This is a genomic window from Pseudomonas monachiensis (assembly GCF_047345015.1).
Lineage (GTDB): Bacteria > Pseudomonadota > Gammaproteobacteria > Pseudomonadales > Pseudomonadaceae > Aquipseudomonas > Aquipseudomonas monachiensis.
The window spans coordinates 2,020,071-2,034,656 of the sequence record NZ_CP178857.1; the positions used below are offsets into that span (position 1 = coordinate 2,020,071).

Genomic DNA, 14,586 nt, shown 5'->3' on the forward strand with positions numbered 1-14,586 from the left:
TGAAATGCAATCGGCGATCCCTATCTAAGGATTACGCGATGCCGAATTCGGGTCGCGGAGACAAAAAACCTTGCTGATTGTTTTCAGGAGATTTGCATCATGGCTACTACATTATCCCTGGCCCCACTGTTCCGTTCCTCGGTAGGTTTCGACCGTTTCAACGACCTGTTCGAGACCGCCCTGCGCAACGAACCAGGCAGCAGCTATCCACCCTATAACGTGGAGAAACATGGCGACGATCAATACCGCATCGTCATTGCCGCAGCCGGTTTCCAGGAAGAAGATCTGGAACTCGAAGTCGAGAAGGGTGTGCTGACCATCAGTGGCGGTAAACGCGACGCGAATGAAGACGTCACTTATCTGTATCAGGGCATTGCGCAACGTGCCTTCAAACTGTCATTCCGTCTGGCGGACCACATCGAGATCAAGGCTGCCGGCCTGAGCAACGGTCTGTTGAGCATCGACCTGCTGCGGGTGATTCCGGAAGAGGCGAAAGCCAAGCGCATCCCGATCAACGGCACGCAGAAGAAGGCTCTGCAACACTGAGTCAGAGCAAGAAGAAGGGCGCCATTGGCGCCCTTTTTTGTGCACGTCACTTCAGCAGTTTTTGAAACTCCTCCACCGGCAACGGCTGGCTGTGCAAGTACCCCTGATAGAAATGGCACTCCAGCCCCTGCAGGAACTCAAGCTGCTCCGCTGTTTCCACCCCTTCGGCAATTACCTTCAAATCCAGGCTGCGGGCCATGGCGACGATGGCGCGGATGATCTCGGCGTCGTTCGGGTCGCTGGTGGCGTCGCGGATAAACGACTTGTCGATTTTAAGGGTATCGACCGGCAAGCGCTTGAGGTAGGTCAGTGAGGAGTAGCCGGTGCCGAAGTCGTCCATGGCGAAGCTCACGCCGAGTTTTTTCAGGCGACGCATTTTGTTGATGGTGTCTTCCAGGTTCTGGATCACGATGCCTTCGGTGATTTCCAGCTTCAACAGGGAGCAGGGCAGGCCGTAGCTGGCCAGGCTTTGTTCAATTCGTTCAACGAAGTCGTTCTGGCGGAACTGGCGCGGGCTGATGTTCACGCACAGGCTGAATTTGTACGGATTCACCAGACCGTTGTCGATCAATTGCTTGAAGGCCTGGCAGGCTTCGTCGAGGATCCAGTTGCCGACTTCCAGAATCAGCCCGCTGTCTTCCAGCACCTTGATGAACTCGTTGGGTGACTGCGCGCCGAGCTCTGGATGACTCCAGCGCACCAGCGCCTCGGCACCGACGATGCGGTCGCCCCGGGCGTCGACCTGGGGTTGGTAATGCACGCGAAACTCGCCCCGGGAAAGCGCCAGGCGCAGGTCGGTTTCCATGCGCAGGCGTTCGCTCGCGGCCTTCTGCATGGTGTTGTGGTACATCTGCGCGGTATTGCGCCCCGAGTCCTTGGCGCGATAGAGCGCGATGTCGGCGCGCTTGAGCAGGTCGGTCGGAGTCGAGCCGTGATCGGGGATCAGGGCAATGCCGATGCTGGGCGTCACTTGCAGGCGCTGGCCGTCGAGGAACATCGGCTCGGACAGCAGCTCGCGGATGGTGTCGGCCACTTCGCGAACCTGATCGCTGACCTCGCTGCGCGAGCCTTCGAGGCCGCTGAGCAGGACCACGAATTCGTCACCGCCCAGGCGCGCAACGGTGTCCTCCATGCGCACGCTGGCCTCCAGGCGCGCGGTGATGATTTTCAGCACCGTATCGCCCACCGGGTGCCCGAGGGAGTCGTTGATGTGCTTGAAATGGTCGAGGTCGAGGAACATCAGTGCGCCGCGCAGGTTATGGCGTTTGAGCAGGGCGATCTGCTGGCTCAGGCGGTCCATCAGCAAGGCGCGGTTGGGCAGGTTGGTCAGTGGGTCGTGGTAGGCCAGGTGGCGGATCTGCGCTTCGGCGTTTTTCAACAGGCTGACGTCACGCGCGGTCAGCAGCAGGCAGGCGGTTTCGTTGAGGGTGATCGGTTCCACCGAGACTTCGACGGTGAGCAGTTCGCCGCGCTTGTTGCGCCCGAGCATTTCCTGGTGATGAACCCGGCCCTTGATCTGCAATTCGGCCAGTAGCGCCGAGCGTTGTTTTTCTTCGGCCCAGATCCCGACCTGATACACCGTGCGGCCCACCACTTCCTCGGCGCGGTAGCCGGTCAGGCGGCAGAAGCCGTCGTTGACCTCCAGATAGCGCCCGGTGTCGCGCTCGGTGATGGTGATGGCGTCGGGGCTGGAGTGGAAGGCCTTGGCGAATTTCTCTTCACTGGCCTTGAGCGCCGCTTCCGAGCGCTGTTGCTGGGTGATGTCGCGCAGCGTGGTGACGATGCAGGGCTGGTCGCCGACGCTGATCTGGCGGCTGGAAATCACGCAAGTCAGGGCCTGTCCGTCCTTGTGCTGGACCAGAATGGCCACGTTGTTCAGGCCTTGTTCGCGGATCACTTGTTCGATCCGTCGCAGGCTTTTCGCCGAAGCGTCCCACAGGCCGATTTCGTCGGCGCTGCGGCCGATCACATCGGCGGTGCTCCAGCCGAAGGTCTGGGTGAAGCTGGAGTTGATCTCAATGAACTGGCCGGAGTCCTGGCGGGTGACGCAGATCGGATCGGGGCTGACCTGGAACAGCGTGGCGAATTTTTCTTCGGAGGCCACCAGCCGTTGTTCACGCTCCACTTGGTCGGTGATGTCGAGCAATGTGCCGGCCATGCGCACCGGCACGCCGCTGTCATCACGGTAGAGGCGGGCACGGCTTTCCAGGTAGCGCGAACTGCCGTCGGGCAATTGCACGCGGTAGGTCAATTGATAGTTGCCGGCCGGGCCTTCACGCAGGCTACGGTAAGCGTCGCGCATGGTGTCGCGTTCTTCGCCGGGCACGCCTTCGAAGAACTCGTCGAAGGACTCGTGGAAAGGTTTGGCGTCCAGACCGTGCAGTTGGGCGGCCCGTGCCGATCCGTAGAGCATGCCGCTGGGAATGTGCCAGTCCCAGGTGCCCAGTTGCGCCGAGTCCAGGGCCAGGTCGAGGCGTTCCTGGCTGTCCTTGAGGGCTTGTTCGGCGACTTTGCGTTCGGTGGTGTCAAGGAAAGTGCTCAGTAGATAGGGCTGGCCTTCGAGCTCGACCTTTTGCGCACTGAGGATGCCGTCGTGGATCTGGCCATTGCTGGCGCGAAACTGCACTTCCATGCTGACCAGGTCGCCTTTGGCTTTGGTGGCCTTGACCAGTTCGTCCCGTTGCTCGGGGTGTACCCACAGGCCCAGCTCCAGGGTGGTGCGGCCGATTGCATTCTGTACCGGCCAGCCGAACAGGCTTTCGAAATACTGGTTGGCTTCGGTGATCAGGCCGTCTTCCTGGCGGGTCAGCAGGACCATGTTCGGGCACAGGTGGAACAGGGTGGCGAAGCGTTTTTCCGAGCTGCTCAACGCCTGTTCGCGCTGGCGCTGGTGGGTAATCTCGCGGATCACACCGATCATCCGTGGCCGGCCGTGCTTGTCGGGCAAGAGGCTGCCGCTGATTTCCAGCCAGTGCAGGCTGCCATCGGGCCAGCGGATGCGGTGGTGCATCATTTGCTCCAGCGGCGCGCCAGCGATGACCGCGTGGAACGCGCGAACGGTTTTCGCGCGATCTTCCGGGGGCAGCAGGTCGAGGTATTCCAGATCCGCTGGCAACGGTTTGCGGGGGTCGAAGCCAAACAACGCCTGCGTACCCCGGGACCAGCTGATCTGCCCGCGCTCGATATCCCAATACCAGGCACCCAGGCGCGCGCCGTTGAGCGCGGCCAACAGTTGCGAGGCACTTTCCCAGCTCTGTTCGGAGTTTTTCGGGTCAAGTGCCTGTATACGCGGCATAGGCGGAATACGATCAACAGATTTGGGCATTGGCAAGCCTTAGGCTGAATGGGCGTTTGGCACGGGAATTCGCGGCTCTATAGGAGTAGCACAACTTAGCCTTGAGTCCCTGGCGGATCGAGTTGAGCATCCAGCAGCGCCATGAAGGCCCGCGCGGCGTTCGACAGTGTCCTTTCCGTGTGCAGGATATAGCCTAGCTGGCGAGTGAGTTGTATGCCCGGCAAAGGTATGCGCGCCACCTGCTCATCGAGCATGGTGCGCGGCAAAACGCTCCAGGCCAGGCCGATCGAGACCATCATCTTGATGGTTTCCAGGTAATTGGTACTCATGGCGATGTTGGGCGTCAGGCCCTGGGCTTCAAACAGCCGCTGCACAATGTGGTGGGTGAAGGTGTTGCCGCCGGGGAAGACCGCCGGGTGTCGGGCGATGTCCGCCAGGCTGACCTTGCCGTTATTGAGCAACGAATGCTCCGGGGCAACCACGAAATCCAGCGGGTCGTCCCACACCGGGGTGGCCTGGACCAGTGCATGGGGTTCCGGTGCCAGGGTAATGACCGCCAGTTCGGCGCGGCCATGGAGAATTTCCTCGTAGGCCACTTCCGAATCGAGGAACTGAATATCCAGCGCCACCTGTGGGTAGCGTCGGGTGAACTCCCTTAATAAGGGCGGCAAACGGTGCAGGCCGATGTGGTGACTGGTGGCCAGGGTCAGACGGCCGGTCACTTCGCCCGTGAGGTTGGTCAGGGCACGGCGCGTATCATCGAGAACATTGAGAATCTGGTAGGCCCGCGGCAGCAGGGCGCGCCCGGCCTCGGTCAGGCTCACTTCACGCCCCAAACGATCGAACAGGCGCACCTTCAATTGCTGCTCCAGCCCGGCGATGCGTTTGCTGATCGCAGGCTGGGTCAGGTGCAGTCGTTCGCCGGCGCCGGAGAAGCTTCCGGTCTCGGCGATGGCAATAAAAGCATTGAGGTTGGCCAGGTCCATGGTTGTATTCCACTTGGTTATCCAAAGCATAAAAAATATGAATTTGAGTTATTTAATGTAACCCCATAGGATCAGCCTCACAAGCCAAAGGGTTATTGAGCACTTCAAGACCCGGGGCATAGAAACAAGCTGATGAGGAACCGTCTGATGGCCGGCAAAACGCTCTACGACAAGCTCTGGGATTCGCATTTGGTCAAGCAGCGCGACGATGGCTCCGCGCTGATCTACATCGATCGTCACATCATCCACGAAGTGACCTCGCCGCAAGCCTTCGAAGGCCTGCGTCTGGCCGGGCGCAAGCCATGGCGCATCGATGCCAACATCGCGACCCCGGACCACAACGTACCGACCACGCCGGAGCGCAAGGGCGGCATCGACGCCATCGTTGACCAGGTCTCGCGCCTGCAAGTCCAGACCCTCGACGACAACTGCGATGAATACGGCATCGTCGAGTTCAAGATGAACGACGTTCGCCAGGGCATCGTCCACGTCATCGGCCCGGAGCAGGGCGCGACCTTGCCGGGCATGACCGTGGTCTGCGGCGACTCCCACACCTCGACCCACGGCGCGTTCGGCGCCCTGGCTCACGGTATCGGCACCTCCGAGGTCGAGCATGTGCTCGCCACCCAGTGCCTGGTCGCCAAGAAAATGAAGAACATGCGGGTAGTGGTCGAAGGCCAATTGCCGTTCGGCGTGACCGCCAAGGACATCGTGCTCGCCGTGATCGGCAAGATCGGCACCGCCGGCGGTAACGGCCACGCCATCGAATTCGCCGGCAGCGCGATTCGCGACCTGTCCGTTGAAGGCCGCATGACCATCTGCAACATGTCCATCGAAGCCGGCGCTCGCGTAGGCCTGGTGGCTGCGGACGAAAAGACCGTGGCTTACGTCAAGGGCCGTCCATTTGCTCCGAAAGGCGCGGAATGGGAACTGGCCGTTGAAGCCTGGAAAGACTTGGTGTCCGATGCCGATGCGGTGTTCGACACCGTCGTTGAGCTCGATGCGACCCAGATCAAGCCGCAAGTCAGCTGGGGCACTTCGCCTGAGATGGTGTTGGCGGTGGACCAGAACGTGCCGGATCCTGCGAAGGAAATGGACCTGGTCAAGCGCGGTTCCATCGAGCGCGCCTTGAAGTACATGGGTTTGACCGCCAACCAGGCGATCACCGACATTCAGCTCGACCGCGTGTTCATCGGTTCGTGCACCAACTCGCGGATCGAAGACCTGCGTGCCGCGGCGGTGATCGCCAAGGGCCGCAAAGTGGCCTCGACCATCAAGCAGGCCATCGTCGTGCCGGGCTCGGGTCTGGTCAAAGCCCAGGCGGAGTCGGAAGGCCTGGACAAGATTTTCCTCGAAGCCGGTTTCGAATGGCGCGAGCCGGGTTGCTCGATGTGCCTGGCGATGAACCCGGACCGTTTGGAGTCCGGCGAGCATTGCGCCTCGACCTCCAACCGTAACTTCGAAGGCCGTCAGGGCGCCGGTGGTCGTACCCACCTCGTCAGCCCGGCCATGGCCGCGGCCGCCGCTGTGAACGGTCGTTTCATCGACGTCCGTGAATTGATCTAAAGGAGCGCAGCATGAAAGCTTTTACCCAGCACACTGGTCTTGTCGCGCCTTTGGATCGTGCCAACGTCGACACCGACCAGATCATCCCGAAGCAGTTCTTGAAGTCGATCAAGCGCACGGGCTTCGGCCCGAACCTGTTCGATGAATGGCGCTACCTGGATGTGGGCCAGCCTTACCAGGACAACTCCAAGCGTCCGCTGAACAAGGACTTCGTCCTCAACGCCGAACGTTACCAGGGCGCCAGCGTGTTGCTGGCCCGTGAGAACTTCGGTTGCGGCTCCAGCCGCGAGCACGCGCCGTGGGCGCTGGAAGAGTACGGTTTCCGCAGCATCATCGCGCCGAGCTATGCCGACATCTTCTTCAACAACAGCTTCAAGAACGGCTTGCTGCCGATCATCTTGAGCGATGCCGAAGTCGATGAACTGTTCCAGCAGGTCGAGGCCAATCCGGGCTACCAGTTGCAGGTCGACCTGCAAGCCCAGACCGTGACCCGCCCTGACGGCAAGGTGTTGAGCTTCGAAATCGATGCGTTCCGCAAACACTGCCTGCTCAACGGCCTGGACGATATCGGCCTGACCTTGCAGGACGGCGATGCGATTGCGACGTTTGAAGCCAGGCATCGTGCGAGCCAGCCTTGGTTGTTTCGCGACGCTTGATTTTGCGTAAGGCGTAATGACGCCATCGCGAGCAAGCTCGCTCCCACACTGGATTGCGGCGTTCACAAAACCTGTGGGAGCGAGCTTGCTCGCGATGAGGCCAGAACAGACACCCCAAGACTCACCCCCAAAAGGAAGTCCCCATGACCAGCAACGCCCAGCACACCCAGGTAGTCCAAAAGCAATTCGGTGAACAGGCTTCGGCCTACCTGAGCAGCGCCGTACACGCTCAAGGCACTGAATTCGCGCTGCTACAGGCCGAACTGGCCGGGCAGGGCGAGGCGCGGGTTCTGGACCTGGGCTGCGGCGCTGGTCATGTGAGTTTTCACGTGGCTTCGCTGGTGAAAGAGGTAGTGGCCTACGACCTGTCCCGGCAGATGCTCGATGTGGTGACCGCTGCCGCTGTCGACCGTGGCTTGAGCAACGTGACCACGGTCAATGGTGCCGCTGAGCGCCTGCCGTTTGCCGATGGCGAATTCGATTTCGTCTTCAGCCGCTATTCGGCGCACCATTGGAGTGATCTGGGCGTGGCCCTGCGTGAGGTGCGTCGAGTCCTGAAGTCGGGCGGCGTGGCGGCGTTCGTCGACGTGTTGTCACCGGGTAGCCCACTGTTCGACACTTACCTGCAAAGCGTCGAAGTGCTGCGCGACACCAGTCATGTGCGCGATTATTCCGCCGGCGAGTGGTTGCGTCAGGTCAGCGAGGCGGGGCTGCACACCCGCAGTACCACTCGTCAGCGCCTGCGCCTGGAGTACAACAGCTGGGTCGAGCGCATGCGCACGCCTGAAGTGATGCGCGCGGCGATCCGCGAGTTGCAGCAGTCGATGGGCAATGAAGTGCGCGAATATTTCGAGATTGAGGCCGATGGTTCGTTCAGTACCGATGTACTGGTGCTGATGGCTGAACGATAGAATTTTTCCGGGTGCGTCCATGGGCGCACCGACTGATGACATGAGGAAAGCATGAGCAAGCAGATTCTGATTCTCCCAGGTGACGGTATTGGCCCGGAAATCATGGCCGAAGCGGTCAAGGTGCTGGAATTGGCCAGCGACAAGTTCGCCCTGGGTTTCGAGCTCAGTCATGACGTGATCGGCGGCGCAGCCATCGACAAGCATGGCGTGCCCTTGGCCGACGAAACCCTGGAACGTGCCCGCGCGGCTGACGCCGTATTGCTGGGCGCCGTTGGCGGTCCGAAATGGGATGCGATCGAGCGTGACATCCGCCCTGAGCGCGGCCTGCTGAAGATCCGTGCGCAACTGGGCCTGTTCGGCAACCTGCGTCCGGCGATCCTGTACCCGCAACTGGCCGAGGCTTCCAGCCTGAAGCCGGAAATCGTTTCCGGGCTGGACATCCTGATCGTTCGCGAATTGACCGGCGGCATCTACTTCGGTGCGCCACGCGGTACCCGTACCCTGGAAAACGGCGAGCGTCAGTCCTATGACACCCTGCCGTACAGCGAAAGCGAAATCCGCCGCATCGCCCGTGTCGGTTTCGACATGGCCATGGTCCGTGGCAAGAAGCTGTGCTCGGTGGACAAGGCCAACGTACTGGCCTCCAGCCAACTGTGGCGTGAAGTGGTCGAACAAGTGGCCAAGGATTATCCTGAAGTCGAACTGAGCCACATGTACGTCGACAACGCCGCGATGCAGCTGGTGCGCGCACCGAAGCAGTTCGACGTGATCGTCACCGACAACATGTTTGGCGACATCCTGTCCGACCAGGCCTCGATGCTCACCGGTTCCATCGGCATGCTGCCGTCGGCGTCCCTGGACACCAACAACAAGGGCATGTACGAGCCGTGCCACGGTTCGGCGCCGGACATCGCGGGCAAGGGCATTGCCAACCCGTTGGCGACCATTTTGTCGGTGTCGATGATGTTGCGTTACAGCTTCAACCAGCAGGCCGCGGCCGATGCCATCGAGAAAGCCGTCAGCCTGGTGCTGGATCAGGGCTTGCGCACCGGTGACATCTGGTCGGCCGGTTGCACTAAAGTCGGTACGCAGGAAATGGGTGACGCAGTAGTCGCCGCGCTGCGGAATCTGTAATCTCTCGGGCCCGCTGCCAAATTCAAGACAAGGTAGCGGTCCACATTTCAAGAAGGTGTAGTTGCGATGAAACGTGTAGGTCTGATCGGTTGGCGCGGCATGGTCGGTTCCGTGCTCATGCAGCGGATGCTGGAAGAGCAGGATTTCGATCTTATCGAGCCGGTGTTTTTCACCACTTCCAATGTCGGTGGCCAAGGCCCGTCCGTGGGCAAGGACATTGCTCCGCTCAAGGACGCTTACAGCATTGAAGAGCTGAAAACCCTCGACGTGATTCTGACCTGCCAGGGTGGCGACTACACCAGCGAAGTCTTCCCCAAGCTGCGTGAAGCCGGCTGGCAGGGTTACTGGATCGATGCCGCTTCCAGCCTGCGCATGCAGGATGACGCGGTGATCGTTCTGGATCCGGTGAACCGCAAGGTCATCGACCAGCAGCTGGATGCGGGCACCAAGAACTACATCGGCGGCAACTGCACCGTCAGCCTGATGCTGATGGGCCTTGGTGGCCTGTTCGAGGCTGGCCTGGTGGAGTGGATGAGCGCCATGACCTATCAGGCGGCATCCGGTGCCGGCGCGCAGAACATGCGTGAACTGATCAAGCAAATGGGCGCGACCCACGCCGCTGTTGCCGATCAACTGGCCGATCCGGCCAGCGCGATCCTCGACATCGACCGTCGTGTGGCTGAAGCCATGCGCAGTGACGCGTACCCGACTGAAAACTTCGGTGTACCGCTGGCCGGCAGCCTGATCCCATGGATCGACAAGGAACTGCCGAACGGTCAGAGCCGCGAAGAGTGGAAGGCCCAGGCCGAGACCAACAAGATCCTCGGTCGCTTCAAGAGCCCGATCCCGGTCGATGGCATCTGCGTGCGCATCGGCGCCATGCGCTGCCACAGCCAGGCGCTGACCATCAAGTTGAACAAAGACGTACCGATCGCTGATATCGAAGGACTGATCAGCCAGCACAACCCTTGGGTCAAGCTGGTGCCGAACAGCCGCGAAACCAGCATTCAGGAGCTGAGCCCGAACAAGGTCACCGGCACCCTGAACATCCCGGTTGGCCGTCTGCGCAAGCTGAACATGGGTTCGCAATTTGTCGGCGCGTTCACCGTCGGCGACCAGTTGCTGTGGGGCGCGGCCGAACCGCTGCGCCGCATGCTGCGGATCCTGCTCGAGCGTTGATCGTTTGATGCAATGAAAGAACCCGCGCCTTGAAAGAGGTGCGGGTTTTTTTATTGGCCGTTAAAAGATCGCAGCCTTCGGCAGCTCCTACAGGTGCTCGCATTCCTTTGTAGGAGCTGCCGAAGGCTGCGATCTTTTGTTCTAAATTGCCGAACCGCCAACCACCCGGTAAAGTGCCGCTCCCCCCGTTTCGCCAGAGGTAAAACCCATGAGCCAGACCATTGATATTGCCGTGATCGGCGCCACCGGTACTGTCGGCGAAACACTCGTGCAGATTCTCGAAGAGCGCGATTTCCCGATCGGCACCCTGCACCTGTTGGCCAGCAGCGAATCGGCCGGCAGTTCGGTACCGTTTCGCGGCAAGAACGTGCGGGTACGGGAAGTCGATGAGTTCGACTTCAGCAAGGTGCAATTAGCATTCTTTGCCGCCGGCCCGGCGGTTTCGTTGAGTTTCGCTTCCCGCGCCAGCGATGCCGGTTGCTCGGTGATCGATCTCTCCGGTGCCTTGCCGGCCGAAAAGGCGCCGCAGGTCGTGCCAGAGGCCAACGCCCAGGTGTTGGCCGGTTTGAAAAAGCCCTTTCAGGTCAGCAGCCCAAGCCCGTCGGCCACCACGCTGGCAGTGGTGCTCGCGCCACTGATGGATTTGCTCGATTTGCAGCGCATCAGCCTGACCGCGAGCCTTGCGGTATCGGCCCAGGGCCGTGAAGCCGTGAGCGAGCTCGCCCGGCAGACCGCTGAACTGCTGAATGTGCGGCCGCTGGAGCCGAAATTCTTTGATCGGCAGATGGCCTTCAACCTGTTGGCCCAGGTCGGCAAGCCGGATGAGCAAGGTCATACGTTGCTGGAAAAACGCCTGGTACGTGAGCTGCGTCAGGTCATGGCGCGGCCTTCATTGAAGATTTCCGTCACTTGCATTCAAGCCCCGGTGTTTTTTGGCGATAGCTATAGCGTGACCCTGCAGTCCGCGAGTGAAATCGACCTGGGGAAAGTCAATGCGGCCCTGGAAGATGCGCCCGGCATCGAGCTGGTGGAAGCCGGTGATTACCCGACCCCGGTGGGCGATGCAGTAGGGCAGGATGTGGTCTACGTTGGTCGGGTTCGTCATGGTATTGACGACACGTCGGAACTTAATCTGTGGCTGACGTCAGATAACGTACGCAAAGGCGCGGCGCTCAACGCTGTGCAACTGGCCGAGTTGTTGATTAAAGACCTGCTGTAAAAGATACTTTGCAACAATTTGTCGAATGATTCCTCGCGAGCCTATGCTTGCCGGAGTACTGAAGGCAGAGCCACTCTGCGGGGCTTTGCCGGGCATCAATGAAATGATCGCGCGCGACGACCCTCGCCGTTGCGCGCAATGCCTTACGGCAGCGACTATCAATACCTTCTCGCTGGCCGAGGAATGTTCAAACTAAGGATGAGCTAATGGTTCAAGTTCGCAAACTGGTGTTAGCAATAGCGGCCGCCTCGGCGCTGTCCTCCGGTATGGCGCATGCCCTCGGGCTCGGGGAGTTGACCCTGAAATCGACGCTCAACCAGCCGTTGGTGGCAGAAATCGAGCTGCTCGATGTCAAGGATCTCACCGCTGCCGAAGTGGTGCCGAGCCTGGCTTCACCAGAGGATTTCGCCAAGGCCGGTGTCGACCGCCAGGCATTTCTCAACGACTTGACCTTCACCCCGGTGCTCAACGCCAGCGGCAAAAGCATCCTGCGCGTGACCTCCAGCAAGCCTCTGTCCGAACCCATGGTGAAGTTCCTGGTTCAGGTCATGTGGCCGAACGGCCGTTTGCTGCGCGACTACAGTGTGCTGCTCGATCCGTCCAAGTTCTCGCCGCAAACCGCTGAAGCGGCTGCGCAGCCGACGTCAACGGTTGCTGCGCCCGTCACCGGTGCGACCAAGCCGTCGCAATACACCACCACGCCGCGCGATACCCTGTGGGAAATCGCCGCGAAGGCGCGTAATGGCGGTTCGATCCAGCAAACCATGCTGGCCATCCAGGCGTTGAACCCGGATGCCTTTATCGACGGCAACATCAACCGCCTGAAAACCGGCCAGGTGCTGCGCATGCCGGACCAGGCGCAGAGCACGGGCCTGCCGCAAGCCAAGGCCATTGCTGAAGTGGCCGCGCAGAACAAGGCCTGGCGCCAGGGCCGCCGCTATGTGGCGAAACCCGGGGCAGGGCAGCAACAGCTCGACGCTACCAATCGCGCTCGCACCGAGGGTGCTCCGGCGCAGTCGGCCACCGACAAGCTGAGCCTGGTGTCTGCAGAATCCGGCAAGAACCCTGGTAAAGGGGTGGCGGGAGATGCCAAGGCCCTCAGCAACAAGCTGGCGGTGACCCAGGAAAGCCTCGACACCAGTCGTCGTGATAACGCCGAACTGAAAAGCCGCATGGCCGACCTGCAAAGCCAGGTGGACAAGCTGCAACGCTTGATCGAGCTGAAGAACAATCAATTGGCCAAGTTGCAAACCGAGGGTGCTGCGACTGCACCAGCGGCTGCGACCGCGCCGGCAATGTCGGCCGAGCTGGCTGCCAACCCGGCCACGGCACCTGCTCCGGCTGAAACTGCACCGGTTGCGCCTGCGCCCGAGGCAACTCCGGCGCCGACCGAGAAGCCTGTCGAGGCGGCACCGGCGGCATCCGACGATCAGAAATTCAATGAATTGCTGACCAATCCGGTGCTGCTGGGCCTGGTCGGTGGCGGTGCGGTGATTCTGCTACTCCTGCTGCTGTTGCTGGCGCGTCGCCGCAAAGCCCAGCAAGAAGCCGAAAAACATCTGCGCATGGCCCGTGCCCTGGCCGAAGAACAGCCGTTCTCGGCCGATCTCGACTTGCCGGAAAGTAGCTTCGATGGCCTGGAAGTTCCACCGCCGAGCGTGAAGCTGGCGACTGCTCCGACGCCAGCTCCCACGCCCGCGCCGGTGGTTGCACCGGTGGTGATGACCACGCCGATCGCCGCGCCACTGGTGGCGCCGGCTGCCGAACGTTCCAGCGACGTGCTGGGCCAGGCTCAGTCGCACATCAATGCCGGTCGCCTGAACCAGGCTGCCGCGTTGCTGGAGGACGGTGTCAAGCAAGAGCCCAAGCGCAGCGACTTGCGCCTGAAGCTGATGGAAGTCTATGGCCAGCAAGGCGACCGCGATGCGTTCGTCGGCCAGGAGCGTCAGTTGGTGGCCAATGGCGACAACTTCGCCCAGGTTGAAAAGCTCAAAAACCGCTTCCCGGCCATGGTGCTGGTGGCTGCCGGTGGCATCGCTGCAGCCGCCGTTGCTGCGGAGCTGGACGCGCAATACGTCAAGGACCTGTTGCTTGATGAGCCGCAAGCACCGGCGTCAGAGCCAGAGCCAACACCGTTCGAAGATGACCTCGACAGCGCCTTCGACCTGAGCCTGGATGATCTGGACGCGATTACACCTGTGACGCCTGTGCCTGCACCGGAGCCTGAGGTGGCAGCACCAGCGGACCTGGACGAGTTCCCGCTGGACGACGATCTGAGTTTTGAGTCGGTGTTGCAGCAGCAGACTGAAATCAAGGAAAACCTCGACGATCTGTCGGACTTCGACCTCGACCTGGATCTCGGTGCGCAACCGTCGCCGGCGATGCTGGCAGAAGACGATTTCCTGCTGGATCTGGATGAGGGTGTGAAGGATTTTCCGGTTGCCGAAACCCCGGCTGTTCCTGAGGTCGCGCTGGATGACCTGGAATTGCCGGCCAATTTCGATCTGTCGCTGGCCGACGAACTGGACGAACTGGGCACGCCGGATGCGTTCGCGGCAGAGCTGGATGTTGTCAACGCCGAGCTTGAGAGCCTGTCCAGCAGCATCGGCGAGCCGACCTTTACCGAAGCGGATGCCGCACTGGATAGCGATGATGACTTCGACTTCCTCTCGGGCACTGACGAAGCCGCTACCAAGCTCGATCTGGCTCAGGCCTATATCGACATGGGCGACAGTGACGGTGCTCGCGACATCCTCAATGAGGTAGTAAGCGAAGGCAGTGCCGAGCAGAAGAGTGAAGCCGAGGAAATGCTTTCGCGCCTGGCTTGAGTGATCGGCAGGTTGTAAAAAAAGCGGCAGCCCATTGAGGCTGCCGTTTTTGTTTGACCGATGAGTTGATGTCGTTTGCTGTGGCGCCTTCGCGGGCAAGCCCCACAGGTTTTGTGAACGCCACAGAACCCTGTGGGAGCGGGCTTGCCCGCGAAGGCGCCGGAACAGTCAATGGAGATCCCTCTGGCATCCCCGCCCGGCGGCCTTATAATGCCCACCTTTGGTACATCATCAGGCTGTCCCTCCTTGGCAAATATAGATAACCC

General features: G+C 60.9%; 10 protein-coding genes. 8 read left to right on the forward strand and 2 right to left on the reverse strand.

The features are described from left to right. The first annotated feature begins 99 nt into the window (after positions 1–99). A complete protein-coding gene (locus tag ACMDB8_RS09110) occupies positions 100–546 on the forward strand; it encodes an Hsp20 family protein (RefSeq protein WP_056722160.1) in 447 nt (148 codons plus the stop codon). Between the two features lie 46 nt (positions 547–592). Here the strand turns inward: ACMDB8_RS09110 and ACMDB8_RS09115 are convergent, their stop codons facing one another. Continuing rightward, positions 593–3,871, reverse strand: coding sequence for a PAS domain S-box protein (locus tag ACMDB8_RS09115; protein ID WP_056722163.1), 3,279 nt, complete (start codon positions 3,869–3,871; stop codon positions 593–595). Between the two features lie 65 nt (positions 3,872–3,936). After that, complete coding sequence (locus ACMDB8_RS09120) at positions 3,937–4,827, reverse strand: LysR family transcriptional regulator (RefSeq protein WP_056722165.1); 891 nt, start codon at positions 4,825–4,827, stop codon at positions 3,937–3,939. A 147-nt stretch (positions 4,828–4,974) separates the two neighbouring features. Between ACMDB8_RS09120 and leuC the strand changes: the two genes are divergently transcribed. The 7 genes from leuC to ACMDB8_RS09155 all read left to right on the forward strand — a co-directional run bounded on the left by leuC (position 4,975) and on the right by ACMDB8_RS09155 (position 14,320). Next, positions 4,975–6,393 (forward strand): 3-isopropylmalate dehydratase large subunit, encoded by a 1,419-nt coding sequence (leuC, locus tag ACMDB8_RS09125; protein WP_056722167.1) that lies wholly within the window; start codon positions 4,975–4,977, stop codon positions 6,391–6,393. A gap of 11 nt (positions 6,394–6,404) precedes the next feature. Continuing rightward, a complete protein-coding gene (leuD, locus tag ACMDB8_RS09130) occupies positions 6,405–7,049 on the forward strand; it encodes a 3-isopropylmalate dehydratase small subunit (protein ID WP_056722170.1) in 645 nt (214 codons plus the stop codon). A gap of 143 nt (positions 7,050–7,192) precedes the next feature. Then, entirely contained in the window at positions 7,193–7,960 is a 768-nt protein-coding gene (locus ACMDB8_RS09135) for a class I SAM-dependent methyltransferase (RefSeq protein WP_409079146.1), read from the forward strand. Between the two features lie 51 nt (positions 7,961–8,011). Beyond that, positions 8,012–9,094, forward strand: coding sequence for a 3-isopropylmalate dehydrogenase (gene leuB / locus ACMDB8_RS09140; protein ID WP_056722174.1), 1,083 nt, complete (start codon positions 8,012–8,014; stop codon positions 9,092–9,094). Positions 9,095–9,160: 66 nt separating this feature from the next. Continuing rightward, positions 9,161–10,273 carry an aspartate-semialdehyde dehydrogenase gene (asd, locus tag ACMDB8_RS09145; RefSeq protein WP_007975660.1) on the forward strand — a complete coding sequence of 371 codons (1,113 nt, stop codon included), beginning with the start codon at positions 9,161–9,163 and terminating at the stop codon, positions 10,271–10,273. Positions 10,274–10,481: 208 nt separating this feature from the next. Further along, positions 10,482–11,492 (forward strand): aspartate-semialdehyde dehydrogenase, encoded by a 1,011-nt coding sequence (locus tag ACMDB8_RS09150; protein ID WP_056722177.1) that lies wholly within the window; start codon positions 10,482–10,484, stop codon positions 11,490–11,492. A 206-nt stretch (positions 11,493–11,698) separates the two neighbouring features. Then, positions 11,699–14,320: a FimV/HubP family polar landmark protein gene (locus ACMDB8_RS09155; RefSeq protein WP_409079145.1), complete on the forward strand. Its 2,622-nt coding sequence runs from the start codon at positions 11,699–11,701 to the stop codon at positions 14,318–14,320. Positions 14,321–14,586: the final 266 nt, after the last annotated feature.